The organism is Sinomicrobium pectinilyticum, from assembly GCF_003725735.1.
GTDB lineage: Bacteria > Bacteroidota > Bacteroidia > Flavobacteriales > Flavobacteriaceae > Sinomicrobium > Sinomicrobium pectinilyticum.
The window spans coordinates 37,764-53,869 of the sequence record NZ_RJTM01000099.1; the positions used below are offsets into that span (position 1 = coordinate 37,764).

Genomic DNA, 16,106 nt, shown 5'->3' on the forward strand with positions numbered 1-16,106 from the left:
AATCATGATAAAGAACGCAGAAATACACATCGCAAAGCTGTTCTGGAAAATAACCTTTAAGAACAGGGCTGTTTTTATCCTGACCTTTATCATCGGGATTTTATTGGCTTATGCTGTTTTTTCCGGATGGGAAAATTTCAAAACACAGAAAAAGATCAGGGTAATGTACCAGGAACAGGCCAGGCAGGACTGGCTGGATAATCCTGATAAACATCCGCACAGAATGGCACATTACGGACATTTTGCCTTTCGCCCTAAAACGCCGCTGAGTGTTTTTGATGTGGGGATGGAAAGTTTTCTGGGGAATTCCATTTTTCTCGAAGCCCATGTTCAGAACCCTACCAACTTTTCCGAAGCGGAATTTTCTACGGGAATGTTGCGGTTCGGAGAGATAAGCATTGCCATGATCCTGCAAACCCTGTTGCCTCTGCTGATCTTCTTTCTGGGATTCAGAAGCCTGGCCGCCGAGAGAGAGAACGGTACGTTAAAGATACTCATGAGCCAGGGGTTAAACCGGAAGCAATTATTACTGGGTAAAATACTGGGGATGATCCTGGTGATGTCCACCCTTTATTTTCCCGTCATCATCATTACGGTATTTCTTTGGGGTTTTCTTCAGGAAATGAGCATCAGTATGGACGAAACATACAGGCTCCTGGTCATTGTAGTGATATATTTCATCTACCTGTGCATTTTTTGCGTTATGGCAGTCATCATCTCCGCATTGAGCAAAACATCAAAAACAGCGCTTACTTCTTCCATAGGCGTATGGTTATTACTCACTATTTTACTGCCGAGGGCGGGCCAGTCCCTCGGGTCCTATTTATACCGGGCTCCGTCCAAGGCCGGATTTCAGGCACAGATAGAGCACGATGTTTTAAGAACCGGGGACAGTCACAATCCGGATGATCCGCACTATCAGGCTCTCAAAGATTCCGTTCTGGCAGCCTATAATGTGGATTCCGTTGCACAGTTGCCTTTCAATTACAGCGGACTCGTCATGAAAGAGGGAGAGAAAATTACAGCCGGAATTCACAATAATCACCTCAAAAAATTACGGGAGGTGTATGCCAAACAGAACAGCTTTTCGAGATACCTGGCATTCCTCGATCCTTATATGGGAATAAAAAACCTCTCGATGGCCCTCTCCAGTACGGATTATAATTCCTTTACGGATTTCCAGGACCTGGCAGAAAAATACAGGTACCACCTGGCCCAAAGCCTGAACGATCTGCAAATAAAACATATCAGTAACACGGCCAGGAGTTCGGCAGACCCCGCCAGCATGCTGGATAGAAAACACTGGGCGCAAATCGAGGATTTTAAATACAGGCCACCCGGGATAGGCTCGGCTTTCCGGAATGAACTTATCTCATTTTTGTCACTCCTCTTCTGGGGACTGCTGCTCGTGCTGATACTCGGCCGCCTTTTCAAAACTTTAAGAATCCTGTAACGTACCCCTGTGATAATGAATCGGAAAGAACCCCGAATAACCGGCATGGATCAAATTGACTAATTCACTAATTAAAAGATATGAAACTGTTATTTGCAAATTTTACCCGCTCCAACAGTGTAAAGATAGGGCTGTCCTTTATTGTTCTGGCCGGTATCATAAGCCTTCTGGTAGGGAAACAGCATATTGAAAAAACAAACCGGAGTATAGAGGAAACGGCCCGGCACCAGCAGGAACATATAGAGCGCCATGCCAAATACAACAAGGACGACCTGGGCCTGATGCTCTACTACATCAAATTTTCACTGGTAAACCATACCCCGCCATTAAATGCACTGTCCATAGGGCAGCGCGATGTTAATCCATCGGTCAAAAGCGTGACCATACGCACCCTGGAAGCCCAGAAATACGACGCAGATCTTAATAATCCATACAACCTGCTGATCGGCAATATTGATTTCAGTTTTGTGCTTATCTTCCTGTTTCCCCTGCTTATCATTTCCTTTACCTATAACCTCGTATCCGAAGAGAAAGAAAGTGGTATCTGGAAAATCATTGCCGTGCAGAGTAAAAATCCGCTCGGTTTTGTCCTGAGATCTTTCGGCGTAAGGCTGTTCGTAACCCTCGCGGTCCTGTTGTTTTTATACGCTATTGCCGTTCCGTTATTAGGTATTGCACCGGACAGGGCCCTGCAGGCATTTTTCCTGGTTTCCGTTCTATATATCCTCGTATGGTTCGCCATCTGTTTTTTTGTGGTATCACTGCAAAAAAGTTCCAATTTTAATGCCATTATCCTGCTCTCCATATGGATATTGCTGGTGTTTGTCCTGCCGGCTGCCATTAACAATGATCTGCAGAACAGGTACCCGCTTCCGGAAGCACTTGAAACCACTGTAAAGCAACGAAAAGGCTATCATGAAAAATGGGATATGGACAAGGAACTGACCATGGATAAATTCTATGCGCATTATCCTCAATTCAAAAAATACGCCCTGCCCGAAGGAGATTTCAGCTGGCTCTGGTATTATGCCATGCAGCAGATGGGAGATGATGAAGTCTCGGAACAATCGGCAGCATTAAGGGAAAAGCTCGGACAAAGAAACATGACCGCTTCCCGGATCGCTCAATTTATCCCGACACTCCATTTGCAGCTTTCACTTAACGATATTGCCAGATCCGGACTGGACAATCAGTTGCGTTTTCTGGATGAAACGGGAAGGTTTCACGAGAAATTAAGACTGCACTTTTACCCGAAAATATTCAGCGGGGCTCCGGTGGCCTCCGAAAACTGGGATGATTTTAAGGTGGAAGTTTTTTCCGATGAAAAGGTGTTGAGCCAATCGGGGCTATATACACCGCTGCTTGTTTTTATCGTGCTTTTCGGTGCCCTCGGCTGGTTTATTTTCAAAAAGAGGTTGCGCCGTCTTTGATAAATTAAAATCCATTTTAACCCTCATCATTAAGTCAATCACCTATGAAATTTAGCTTCTGCCTGTTGTTGAACCTGCTGCTGTTATCCCAGGCGGCAATTGCTCAGAAAAAGACAATAACCGGCATGGTTACGGATGTGAAGGGCCAACCATTGCCAGGGGCGACGGTTATGGTAAAGGAGAGCAAAAACGGTACACAAACGGATCTTGACGGCCATTATACTATCGATGTTACCGGCGGGGCTGTTTTGGTATTCTCCTATATCGGTATGTCTACCATAGAAATCGAGGTAAAGACATCGTCAACTATAAATGTTGAACTGGAAGAAAATACCCGGGAACTGGACGAAGTTGTCGTTACCTTTAAAAAGCCCCTTGTTGAGGCCGATAAAGGAAAGGTAACTTTTAACATAGCATCTTCTGCCATATCCAGCGGGGTTTCCGCTTTGGAGATGCTGAAAAAGGTCCCGGGAGTGAGCGTCTCCCAGGACGATGAAATTATGCTGAGAGGGGCAACCGGTGTCAACGTAATGATCGATGGAAAGATGAGTTACCTGTCAGGCAATCAACTGGGAATACTGCTCAGAGGACTGAGTGCGGAAGAGATTGAAAAGATAGAGCTCATTACCAATCCTTCCGCTGCTTATGATGCTGCGGGAAATTCGGGGATTATCAATATCATAACCAAAAAGAGTAAAGCCCGGGGGTATGCCCTGAGCTTAAAAAGCAGCTTGTCCAAAGGCAGGTCCTGGATGAACAATCAGAATATTTCGGGCAGCATTAACGGAAAACAATGGAATGTTTACGCCTCTTTTGATTATAACACCCCGCATCGCTTTCGCAGAGGTAAAAGCGGAAATACCATAACCGAGAACGGGGAAGAGGTTATATTAAACAGGGAAAATCAGAATCCGTTTAATATTAATTTCTATACCTGGAAAGCCGGGGGCAGCTGGCAATTTGCGCCCAGGCACAGGGTCGGTGCTCATTACCACGGGTATTTCGATGATTTTTCAAGTACCAAGACCTCGGCAATCCGCAAAAAAAGGAAGGACGGCAGTCTGTTTTCCTCCGTTTATTCTACTTATGAACTGGAAGAACCCTACCATTACGACGCGATAAGTGTGGACTACCAGTTTGACATTGATTCCACGGGAAAAAAAATAACCGCAGATGCCCGGTACATTTCTTATCGCAATTTCTCGGATGGGTTGATGGAAGGAAATCACTATAACGCTGACGGGCAATTGCTTCACACCAATACCATGCATATACATCAACCCGGTTTTATCAAAATAAAGTCGGTACAGGCCGATGCCGACCTGCCGTTCCCGGAATTTGGGATCAAAGCCGGACTGAAATTTGCCGAAGCCGGCAATGACAACAATTTCCGTTCGGAAGAGAGAACAGGGGATGATTTTGTGGAGATTCCCGGACTCACCAATCATTTCAAATACAAGGAACAGATTGGGGCAGCATATGTATCGGTGTCCAAAACATTGGGAAATGCAGGTATCGAAGCCGGGCTGCGGCTGGAACATACCCGGGCAGAAGCACTTTTGCTGGATGGTTCGTTTGCGAATAACTGGAAATATACCCGTTTGTTCCCCAACCTGTCTGCAAGGTACGCCTGGGGAGACGATCACAAGCTCGACCTGGCTGTCAGCCGGAGGATCAACCGTCCGTCCTATTCAAACCTGAACCCCGTACGCTGGTATAACGACGAATATTTTTATTTTTCCGGAAATCCGGAACTTGTTCCCGAAATGGGATGGTTGTTTTCGGCTTCCTATACCTTCCTGGAGAAATATATCTTTACTACCGAATACAGCAAACGCAACAATTATATTTCGCGCCGTTTGTCCTATGATGACAATGGAGTAGCAGTCAGAAGCCAAAGTGCTAATTTCAGTCATTTCGACCGGGTGGATATCCAGATCATCGCGCCGGTACAATTATCAGATTCCTGGGACGTACAGCTTTTTGGCGGCCTGAACTATACAAGCTATCCTGTTTCGCAGGTGGTTGAAGAGCAGATACTCTCCAAATGGGCATCAACCTTTTCCGTGCAACAGCAGATCAGGTTTCTTGAATATTATACTTTGGACCTGTCACTCAAATATACTTCCGCCGAATTATGGGGAGTATACCTTACGGAAGACATCTTTTTTGCCGACATGGGCATAAAACGTTCATTTTTTGAGGGTAAACTGGATGCCGTATTTACATTAAGCGATATATTCGACAGCTACAGGGAACAAGGTGTTTCACAAAGCCGTATTACGGATTATCATTATAACGACAAACCCGATTCGAGAAGAGTCGGGCTCACGCTCCGTTACCATTTTGGCGGAAACCTGGTAAAGGAAAAAACAAGCAAAACAGATGAGCAAAAACGTTTATAAAGAATAAATGATAAGGCGTAATCCGGTGAGATGAGGCAGTGGTACCGGTAAACCATTCCTGACATTCTCAACCCCCGGAAAGGAGTCTTTCGCAATTCATTTTCCCCATTTGACAATTTATTTAGGAAGCCTAAGCGCAGGCGCACTTTTATTATTGGTCATTCATATTTCTGAAATCAAACCACAGGTTCATCTGTATTCCGTCATCCCCGCTTTTAATCCGGATGTTCGACGGTTGGCTGTGCGGGCCATGCTGGGAAACGGGTTTAAACGACCGCATGGCCGGAATTTCATACATAAAGGAGATATCGCCGGGAGGAAAATCGGGATATGCATCAGCTCCTTTCAGGGCATATTCGGGTTCTTGCGGGGTAAAAAGCCTTAAAAACATATTTTCGGACCCGCTGAATACCCGGAATGTATTTTCACCTGCTTCCAGTTCTGCCCCGATCAGGTTGGCATGGTATCCTTTAAACTCGGGATAGATCAGGTTTTCAAAGCTCTCCCCGGTAACGGTATTATTGTAGTCCTTCTGCCATAAGTTATAGTTTGTTCCCCTGATCCTGTTTTTCCATACCCGATAGGGCCCTTTTCCAAACCATTTTATCCCGCTGACATCTTTTTCCGGAAAGTTAAAGGTAATTCCGAATTTATCTATTTCCCCTTCATAGAAAGCCTCGTCAAATCCGCTGCTGCGACCAGCATTTTTCAGGGCTACCATTTCCATTTTCAGTCTTCCGTCAGGGTGCATGGTCCATTTTATCCGGTCTATTCCTCCATGATAATAAACTATACACACTGCGTTTCCCTTTTCTTCCCGGGTCTCTACCTCTTTTACCCTGGCTTTCATCCCTATAGGGTACGGCCCCTGGTTAAATGGTATTTCCCGGCCATTTCCGTATACATTCCGGATGATCCCGCTGTTTTTATCAATCCGGACCTTTATATTTCCCCCCTGGAGTTCAACGATGTCTCCTTTCCCGGTTACCGAGACCTTCTCTGCTTCTCCTTTCCATAAAAACTTGTCGGAGTAATATCCGGGCAGATGGATGGGCCATGTCCATATATTCAGGAGCCTTCCGCGGGGATCGTACGCAGTGACCTCCAACCAGTCCCCGTCAAAAAATGAGGGCGGTATGTCCATTTGCACTTTCCGGGTCTCGCCGGGCTCAATGTGCGGGAGTCTTATTTCCCCATTGGCAACAGACACGGGTTCCTCAGTGGTGTAAAACGCTTTTTCCGGGATGCTTTTTATATTATAGGTCAGCTTACATTCCTTCAGATCAGTATAAATATAATCATTGGTGATCAAGAAGGTGCCGTCGAACGACGGGGTGATCCTCAAAGGTGCAAACTGCACCGGGCTCCAGACATCCTTAACAGCATAAAAACTTCCTTCCTTTTCCCGGTGGGGTCCTAAAATACCGTCGGGTGCCAGCGAGCCTTCGGAATCATATTTCCTTTCGCCTTCCCAGTCGGTACGCAACACGGCTTCATCCGAAAACGCCCACATAAACCCTCCAGCAAACAGGGGGCTTTCCCTGAAGCGGTTCCAGAAATCTTCCAGCCCGGACCCGTGCCCGTTATCGTACGTGCCATGCATGAATTCCGTGGGGAAAAATACATTTTCACCATCGACAAAACGGTGGACCCCGGTGAGATAGGTAGGATAATGGTGGGTATCCCAGCCATTGTAATCTGCCCAGGGGTGAATAACAATTCTCTCCTGGGGGTCGTACTGATGAAAAACACTATCCAGTTCATCGATCCATCCTCCTTCATTCCCCTGGTCCCAGATAATCACCGAAGGGTGGTTCACATCCCTGGTGACCATTTCTTTTATAAGCCTGGCTCCTGTTTCCTTATCATATGAATTCTGCCAGCCGGCCAGTTCATCAAGCACAAACAGCCCCAGAGAATCGCAGGCATCCAGAAAATGATCGTCGGGCGGGTAATGTGTTCTCACTGCATTCATGTTCATATCCTTTATCAGGTTTACATCCGTAATACTCAGATCCTTATCCGTACTTCTTCCCGACTCCGGCCATATGGTATGCCTGTTTATGCCTTTCATGACAATCTTTTTGCCATTGACATAAATACCGTCTTTCTTTCTGAAATCTACGGTCCTGAAGCCGAAACGCTGCTCCAGTGTATGCAACACCCGGTCTTTTTTCTTCAGTTGAAGCTGAAGAACATACAGGTTCGGATTTTCGGGGCTCCACACATCTATATGATCCCAGTGAAAAGAAAGTGTTTCGTTGTTTTTGCCGATATCCGCACTTTGTTCCTGTCTAAAATCACCCTCACTTCCCAATTTTTTTACGGAAGCCGTAACGGTTGCCCCGGAAGGGATATTGCTGTCGGAAATCTTTATACGCATGTGCCCACCGGCCCCGGCATCGAGAAAGATATTACCGATATGGTCTTTTGGTCTGACCTCCAGCCAGACCGGACGGTATATTCCCCCGAAAAGCCACCAGTCTGCCTTTCTCTCGACATTGTTCACATGTTCATTAACTGAGTGTTTTTTAACATGGACTTCCAGCACATTTTTTTGTCCGTAGGAAACCAGGTCCGAAATATCATAGCTGAAACGGTAAAAGCCTCCCTGGTGCACCTCTCCGGCAGATTTTCCGTTAATCCTGACATGGGTGTCCGTCATCACTCCGCCGAAAAAAATCTTTACCTGCTGGTCTTTATAGGCCGAAGGGACCTCGAATTCGTATTTGTAAAAACCTTCTTCTTTACTCGGCTCTTTTTGGCCCAGTTCCTTATACCACCTTCCGTAGGTATAGGTCCCGAATCCCTGCAATTCCCACTGGGACGGGACATCTATGGTCGTCCATTGATTACTCTTATTTCCCCCTGTACACATAAATTCCCATTTCACGGGATGTTTAAAATCCTGGCCGGAGAGGTATATCTTTTGTGTGTGCTGGGCTGCGATTTCGCCGATAAATCCCAAGAAGAGAATAAGAACAGGTAGTTTTTTCACGGAGAAAAAAATGGTATCGTTTACAAGAGTGGTCTTGACTGCGCTCGACCTGGCAGAGGTTAGAAGCATGTTGTAGTTTTTTTAGTTTCCATCTGGTTTTACGGGTTCGAAACGCGGACTCATGGGTAAGGTCCAGTTTTTGAAATCATTAGGCCGGGCCGGAGTATATTCCAAAGGTTCCTTAATATATTTTTCCAGCCCGGTATGCTGTGACCGGACCGCACTCAACACACAAAGTGCTATTTCATGAGCTCCGAAATCATTGAAATGCGTATTGTCCGCAAGTTCTTTATCCTGCCCCGGAAAAGTGTGTGACGGGTATTGTACAAATGCCTTCCGGGACTTTTCGTCTCCCCAGGTCTCATATAGCACGGTGGTCATTGCGGTAAGGTCTATCAATGGCACATGGTGTTCTTTTGCCACTTTTCGCATAGCTTCCGGATAATCTCCATGGGTATCTTTCAACTTCCCTTCTCCGGTAAAATAACGACGCTGGGTAGGTGTGGCCAGTAATGGTATAGCTCCTTTTTCCCTGACATCTGTAATAAACTCAACCAGCAGGGCGGTATAATTCAGCCATGGGCCTTGACCTTCTCCTTTCTGTTTTTCATCGTTATGGCCAAACTCAATGATGACATAATCCCCTTTTTGGATCAGGGACAGGATTTTCTCCCATCTCTTCCGGGCTTTGAACGAACTCAGCGAGGCCCCCGAGGAAGCATAATTGGCCACTGCAATGTTATCGTTCAGGTATTGTGTAATAAACTGCCCCCAGGAGGCCCAGGGCGCCAGGTCCTGATCGGTTACCGTCGAATCCCCCGCCAGGAAAAGAGTGGTCATGTCCGACACGGGAGTTATGACCAGTTTTCTCACTGCTGTTCCCCTTGAAAATTCCAGGGTCAGTTTGTCGTCCCAGTTCAGTTCTGATTTTTCCCGGTCCTTCAGGCGGACCGCTTCTCCCTCCCCGATCTGAATGCTTCTGAGGTTGATTACAAAACTTTCGGTTCTGACCTCTCCTGCTTCCAGTTTTTCTTCAGCCAGCATAATCCTTTTGGATTCGGCTTTGACCGTGTTGTTTGACGGAAAATCATCACTTCCCAGTTCAACGGTTACTTTATAATTCCCTTCGGGAAGGCTTACGGAAAAATATACCGGTGCTTCAGCGACAAAGCTTCGCTGTCTCATGGATACTTTCTCTCCGGTATTGAAATCAAAACCGTAACCGTCCTGCCCGTAAGGAAAAGAAGAAGCTATTCCTTCTCCTTCCGAAATAGCATTTTGCCCGAAAGTGAATATTAACGGTTCTTCCTCAGGATTATTCGCACGGGACTGGCCTTGCAGAACAGGGATACAAGACAACAGGCACAGGGCCGTCCGATAAAGTTGCGTTCTATACATGGAAAATTGTTGTTGTGTATTTACTTTCCGGTCTTATTTCTTATTTCACGGTCAAAATAGTATATCCCGGTACCATATCCATCCTGTACTGTGATGATATGTCCAAATAATTTCCAATATATCCCGAAACAGAACGACGAAAAATCCACCCGGTTTTATTCAGATACCTGTAGATTTAAATTATTCCGGTCCCATCAATATTTTCCCCGGAATTTGTTTTGTGGAAATTTAAGATAAACCTCCGGATGTAAACAGGGCCCTCCTCCTCTGCAGGCATGGCCGGCATTGCCCTGGCCCTGCTCCAGAATAACAGGAGTGGTGTATGTATAAAGAATGCTAATTCACCTATAGTTCGTATGCGTTTTTTTTTACTTTGTATATCACCCATAAGCATTATATGAAAATTCTTGTGTTTTGGAACACTTCTTCACTTTAATCCTTCCAGCAGGGCATTCAATACATCGGTGTCAAAAACCGTATGATCAGCACGGTTAAAGATCCCGAAACCATTATTACCAATACTTCCTTCATCTTTAAAGTATTTGGTTGTGTGTGTTCAGATGCTATGTTGCGGGAGTTATTTTTTAAGAACCGGAGCCCGTCCCCCGCTTTTACCGAGTTCTATAACGTAGTTTAATGTGCCAATCAGCAAATTTGACAATGGACTGATAAGTTTTATCTTATTCCTCACTTATTGACCAGTTAACACATTGATTTGCCAATTGGCACATTATTCAATTCTAATTATAGGATACCCAATAACTATTGGTAATGAAATCCTTACCTCCGGGAGATGCGCTTATCTCGTATCCGAGTTGTACAGTACTCAGGGTAATCGCTTCATTTTTAAACCATTTCTCGTTCGGGGTCTGGGCTGTCCGATCTTTTATCCAGTTCAATACCGCTTTTATATCTACCGTAGCTGCCGAGGTATTTCCTGTTCTTACAAAGGAAAATACCCGGTTGCCTATACCCTGTTCTTCATTGCCGTTATGACCGTTGTATATATTCCAGGTATGACCGCCTATGTAAACATTGGTAGCGACGGGAATGGGATTTCCGGTACCGGACCACTCGTAAGAGATAGGTTTAACCCCGCCTTCTTTGTGCATCCATAGCATGATCTCATAGTCGTGATTATTACACCATATGTCATAAGCTGCAACATAATGCCCGCCGGACGGCACGTTTATATCAAAACCGGAAGTACAACTGTTCAGGGCATTGATGTTGATATTCACATTCCTGCTGCTGTTGGGATAGGATTTTATGCCATCCGTATCGGGATGATTAGCCCATACGCCCCAGTTGCTATAACTGTTGGCCCACATTACCTGTACACTGCCGTCTACCATGCCCCAGATATTGTTGTATAGGGTATAATCGCCGTTGTTCCATGAACCGTATCGTTCATCTGTGGACCAGGCTACAGCCTGGGCAGCTGCCGATGTTCCTTCCCCTGCCGTTCGGGCAGTGGAAAACTCGGCTTCGGAAAGATCCGCCACCTGATCTTCTTCCTGATTGCATGAAACTGCCAGCACCAGGGCTAAAATTCCTGTTGTAATGTTAGTTTTTGTTCTCATAAGATATTGGGTTTTAATTAAAAAATTGGTTTTTATTTTGAACGGAAGACCGATGGCGGATGCATTCCCGGTCTTCTGTCATCGGTTACCTGTCCCTTTATATTTATTTCTTCGGAAGCGGTTACCATTCCCCCGGCAATACCCCGGTAAGGTACTTCTACAGGACAATTCCGGACTTTGTTTTCCATATTGTTTTCCTTCCTCATTCTGTTGAATGATTTCCGGGAGTTGGATATTACTTTTTCACAAACCGAATAGCGGTCCCGCCACCTTTTCCCAAATGTAGCTCCAGGTGATCATTCGAGGTCACTTCCCTGGTACTGATCTCAACCCTGGAAGGATGTGTTTCATATCCGGTCCGTTCGGCATCAGTATAGATCTGAGCCTCGTAATCAATACCATCATCAAGAAAGTCCAATGCGATGTCGAGGTCTCTCGCTTCTTCATTAGTGATACTTCCCAGGTACCAGTCGTCGCTGTTCCTGTCTTTCCTTACGGTAGTAATATATTCACCGATCTCCGCATTCAGCACTTTGGTATCGAACCAGTCTACGGGCACATCTTTCAAAAATTGAAATGCCGGGTTACCGTCGTAATTTTCCGGGAGATCGGCCAGCATCTGAACGGGTGAGTACAATACCACATACAAGGCCAGTTGTTTGGCGGCTGTGGTGTGAACGTCCCGGCCCGGATGTCCCTGCTTGATCTCCACATCCAGTATTCCCGGGGTGAAATCCATGGGGCCGGCCAGCATCCTGGTAAACGGCAGAATAACCTCATGTGAAGGCGGATTACCCTCGCTCCAGGCATTGTATTCCTGCCCTCTTGCCCCTTCGCGTGCCATCATGTTGGGATAGGTCCTGCGCTCGCCGGTATCCTTTATAGGCTCATGAAAGTTCACGGCAAGCTGGTATTCCACAGCCTTATCTAACACAAACCTGTAGTAATTCACCCCGAATTGCCCGTGATGCCATTCTTTCATGTTCAATTTTGAACCTACCTGGCCGATTTTTATATCGTGCATTCCATATTTTTGGTATAGCCCCATGCCCGCATCTATCTGTTTCAGATAGTTGATAATATTGGACCCGGTTTCGTGGTACCCGATAATTTGCACTCCTTTCGACCGGGCATAATCGGTCACTTCTTTAAGGTTGAACCTGTCGGCATTCTCGGTGAAACTGAACATGTGCATGGCATTTTCGTACCACTGCGGGGTCCACCCCTTGTTCCACCCTTCGATGAGGAGATGGTCTATGCCAAACTTCTCGCAGTAATCGACATACATTCTGGCATTTTCAGTGGTGGCACCCTGTATCGGGCTTTCCCAGAACGAATATTTGCCTATATGCATCCCCCACCAGATACCGAGGTATTTGTGCGGTTCTATCCAGCTGGTATCTTCCAGTTTGTTGGGGTCGTTCAGGTTCAGTATCATGTACGAGGTAATCAGGTCTCCCGGTGTTTCGGCGATCTGGAGGGTACGCCACGGTGTGGTGAACGACCCGTTGGTCTTTACCCGGTCGCCATCGGCCCAAGGTACCAGATCGCATTTCAGGTCGGTCTTGTTTTTACGGGCCAGTGTCATACTGGCATAATCGATAAGTTTTGCTTCGTGGAAGCTTAAAAACAAGCCGTTATTGCTCTTAATGGTGAGCGGTGTATGAACAGTGTCCAGTGTACTTACCGGCGATTTGGTAAACAAATATTCATAACGGTCGGCCTGATAAGTCGGAATCCACCAGGCGTCGCCATCACTACTGAGGTTAAAACGGGTAAGCTCGTCCATGATTACCAGGCTGTCCCCGGTGTTGTTGCCGGGATACCGGTACCGAAAAGCAATACCGTCGTCAAAAGCCCTGAACTGTATTTTAAGTTGTCTTTTTTGCTCCGATTCTTCCTGAAGGACGACTTCCAGTTGTTGATAATGGTCCTGTATAAACTGCTTTTCACCCCAGACCTGCTCCCAGGTTTCGTCATAATCGGAAATATCTGTACTTAATACTTTGAAATTGTTGTAAAGGGAATCCCCTTCCTTAAACACAAACCCCATTTCGGATGCATTAATGACACCGGTTTCCCCGTGTTTTACCGAGTATGACGGTTTTCCTTCTTTTAACTCAAAAGTTATAACATTCTTTCCGTTTGGGGAATGGACAATTACTTTCGCGTCCTTGTTTTCGGGTGTCCCGCAGCTACATAAAAGGACTATGAGCACTGCGGATGTAAGCTTTCTTATCATTTCTATTTTTTTGGATATCAATTAGTGATTTAATGACGTTTGGGTTTTAGCCTGCTCCGGGCTTTCCGAGAGACTGCCCGATCTGACCCTCAATGTTCCGGGTCTTAAATTATTGCTTTGGGCCGTGATTTGGATTTCTCCCTCTGTTCCGGAAGATTGTACGATGACCAGGCATTTTCCGTAAAAGGCTTTTCTGTTTATGGATTTAAAGGATTCGTGACTGGTAGGATCACCGTTGTCTACACCGATAATTTTTCCAGGGCCGGATATTTCAAATCCGATCCTGTTAGTTGCCGTCGGGACTAAATTGCCGTCCTTATCCACAACGGAAACAGTAATAAAGGAAAGATCCCTGCCATCTGCCAAGATGGAATTTCTGTCAGCCTCCAGTTCTATTCGGGCAGGCTCCCCGGCGGTCTTGATTTCTCTGACCGCTACTTCCCTACCGTCTTTTCTTGAAACAGCTTTTAATGTTCCGGGGGCAAAAGGGACACGCCACATCACGTGCAGGTCATCATCTTTCTTGGAACGTTTTCCGAGTGATTCCCCGTTTAGGTATAGTTCCACTTCATCCGCTTTGGAATAATATGCCCATATATCAACTTCCCTTCCGGGTTCCCAGTTCCAGTGCGGGAACACATGAAGAATGGTTTCGTCGGTCCACTCACTTTTGTACATATAGTATGCATCTTTTGGGAAACCGGCGAGGTCTATCACACCAAAATAAGAGCTTCTGGAGGGCCAGACATAAGGGGTAGGTTCGCCCAGGTAATCAAAACCGGTCCAGATGAACATCCCGGACATAAAATCGTGTTTTTTGATCACCTTCCACGTCTCTTCATGGGTGGAACCCCAGGGAGCACTTACCTGGTCATAAGCCGAAACGGTATTGTCCGGGTTCCCCTCCAGGAAAAGCTGGTCCCAGCGGTAAGGCCATCTTTTAACGGAATCAGACCTCTGATCGTAATATCCCCTTGTGGCCAGCGCCGAAGTAGTTTCGGTGGCGATAAAGGGTATATCCGGGAAATTGACCTGATGCTGTGTGTAGGTCTGGTGGGCATAATTATAACCGATGAGGTCCAGAGCTCCTGATCCGGCCAGGGCATTCGGTTTTGCAGGGCCGGCAAACTGTAAAGTAACATTATCTTTATTTGTATGAATGGGTGGGTTCATTCCTGCGGTTACCGGTCGGGTACTATCCAGACTTTTGACAATTTTTGATAGTTTTCTGCCGATCTCGGCACCTCGTTGTCCCCACTGTTCCGGGATTTCATTACCGATACTCCACATAAAAACACTGGGGTGGTTACGGTCGCGTTTAATAAAATCCTTAAGATCCCGTTCATGCCACTCCTCCCAGTACAGGCTGTAATCGTATTCGGATTTGCTTTTTTCCCACATATCGAAAATTTCATCCATGACGATAAAGCCCATCTTATCACAGAGTTCCAGCAGTTCCGGGGCAGGCGGATTATGAGACGTCCTTATGCCGTTTACACCCATTCCCTTCAGTATTTCCAACTGTCTTTCCAGGGCCCGCGTATTGATGGCAGCTCCCAGGGCTCCAAGATCATGGTGATTGCAAACACCTTTTATCTTTACCTGTTTTCCGTTCAGGATAAATCCTTTATCGGGATCAAAAGTGAAACTGCGGATACCAAAGGGCGTTTCATGGCTGTCTGCCAGTTTACCGCTGATATAAATATCAGTTTTCAGCGTGTATATATTTGGTATTTCTACCGACCAGAGCTCAGGATTTTTTATGTGGTGGTCATCGATAATGAGTTTGGTTTCTCTCGTTTTCAGTGTTACTGTTTGTTCTTTTTCTGACATCTTTCTACCCCGGAAAAGCACCGAGGTTTTGATAACCCCTTTCCTGTCCCCGGGATGGTTGTTCACTACTTCCACCTCCACATGAACATCGGACCGGGTTTTGTCTACACTTGGGGTGGTTACATAAGTGCCGTGGTTTTTTACGTGTATTTTATCCGTTATGATCAGCCATACATTACGGTAAATTCCCGAACCGGAATACCAGCGGGAATTGGGTTGCCGTGAATTATCGACCTTTACCATCAGCGTGTTTTCCGATCCCCAGTTGAGGTAAGGCGTCAGGTCATATTCAAAGCTGATATACCCATTGGGGCGTTTTCCGAGTAATTTTCCGTTGAGGTATACTTCGCTGTTCATGTAAACCCCGTCAAACTGTATATACACCTGTTTACCGGTATATTCGGAAGGGATACCGAAGGTCTTTTTGTAATAACCAATACCTCCCGGTAATGCGCCACCACCAAAAGTAGCCGGATGTTTTTCATCAAAATCACCTTCAATACTCCAGTCATGCGGAAGATCCAGTGACCTCCAGTTATTGACCAGCGTATCTTTTTCAACCGGATCCGAAAGCTGAAAATCCCAGTTTCCGGTGAACAGTTGTTTACGTTTTACATCCTGGGACACTCTATCGGGATTACAGGATGTTACCAACAGGGCAAGAATGAATATGGATTTATATATAGAATATATTTTATTCATCGGATTGATTAAGGGTTAAAAAAAATGGGCTGCCTCCAAGCGATGAAAATTCACCAATACCG

9 protein-coding genes are annotated in these 16,106 nt (G+C 45.9%); 3 read left to right on the forward strand and 6 right to left on the reverse strand.

The window, feature by feature from the left end:
- Nucleotides 1-4: 4 nt before the first annotated feature.
- From ED312_RS14230 to ED312_RS14240, 3 genes are all read left to right on the forward strand, one after another.
- Entirely contained in the window at nt 5-1,453 is a 1,449-nt protein-coding gene (locus ED312_RS14230; RefSeq protein WP_123216687.1) for an ABC transporter permease, read from the forward strand.
- A gap of 80 nt (nt 1,454-1,533) precedes the next feature.
- Nucleotides 1,534-2,883: an ABC transporter permease gene (locus ED312_RS14235; RefSeq protein ID WP_123216688.1), complete on the forward strand. Its 1,350-nt coding sequence runs from the start codon at nt 1,534-1,536 to the stop codon at nt 2,881-2,883.
- Nucleotides 2,884-2,927: 44 nt separating this feature from the next.
- Nucleotides 2,928-5,288 carry an outer membrane beta-barrel family protein gene (locus ED312_RS14240; protein ID WP_123216689.1) on the forward strand — a complete coding sequence of 787 codons (2,361 nt, stop codon included), beginning with the start codon at nt 2,928-2,930 and terminating at the stop codon, nt 5,286-5,288.
- Between the two features lie 151 nt (nt 5,289-5,439).
- On the opposite strand, the gene ED312_RS14245 is transcribed toward ED312_RS14240, so the two are convergent.
- The 6 genes from ED312_RS14245 to galB form a co-directional block, all read right to left on the reverse strand.
- A complete protein-coding gene (locus ED312_RS14245) occupies nt 5,440-8,355 on the reverse strand; it encodes a glycoside hydrolase family 2 TIM barrel-domain containing protein (protein WP_123216690.1) in 2,916 nt (971 codons plus the stop codon).
- Nucleotides 8,356-8,367: 12 nt separating this feature from the next.
- Nucleotides 8,368-9,684: a rhamnogalacturonan acetylesterase gene (locus ED312_RS14250; protein ID WP_123216691.1), complete on the reverse strand. Its 1,317-nt coding sequence runs from the start codon at nt 9,682-9,684 to the stop codon at nt 8,368-8,370.
- A gap of 740 nt (nt 9,685-10,424) precedes the next feature.
- Nucleotides 10,425-11,267 carry a GH12 family glycosyl hydrolase domain-containing protein gene (locus ED312_RS14260; RefSeq protein WP_123216693.1) on the reverse strand — a complete coding sequence of 281 codons (843 nt, stop codon included), beginning with the start codon at nt 11,265-11,267 and terminating at the stop codon, nt 10,425-10,427.
- 32 nt (nt 11,268-11,299) lie between these two features.
- Nucleotides 11,300-11,473 carry a hypothetical protein gene (locus ED312_RS23805; protein WP_170164522.1) on the reverse strand — a complete coding sequence of 58 codons (174 nt, stop codon included), beginning with the start codon at nt 11,471-11,473 and terminating at the stop codon, nt 11,300-11,302.
- A gap of 29 nt (nt 11,474-11,502) precedes the next feature.
- A complete protein-coding gene (locus ED312_RS14265) occupies nt 11,503-13,509 on the reverse strand; it encodes a glycoside hydrolase family 97 protein (protein ID WP_123216727.1) in 2,007 nt (668 codons plus the stop codon).
- A 21-nt stretch (nt 13,510-13,530) separates the two neighbouring features.
- A complete protein-coding gene (gene galB, locus ED312_RS14270; protein WP_123216694.1) occupies nt 13,531-16,044 on the reverse strand; it encodes a beta-galactosidase GalB in 2,514 nt (837 codons plus the stop codon).
- Nucleotides 16,045-16,106 lie beyond the last annotated feature (62 nt).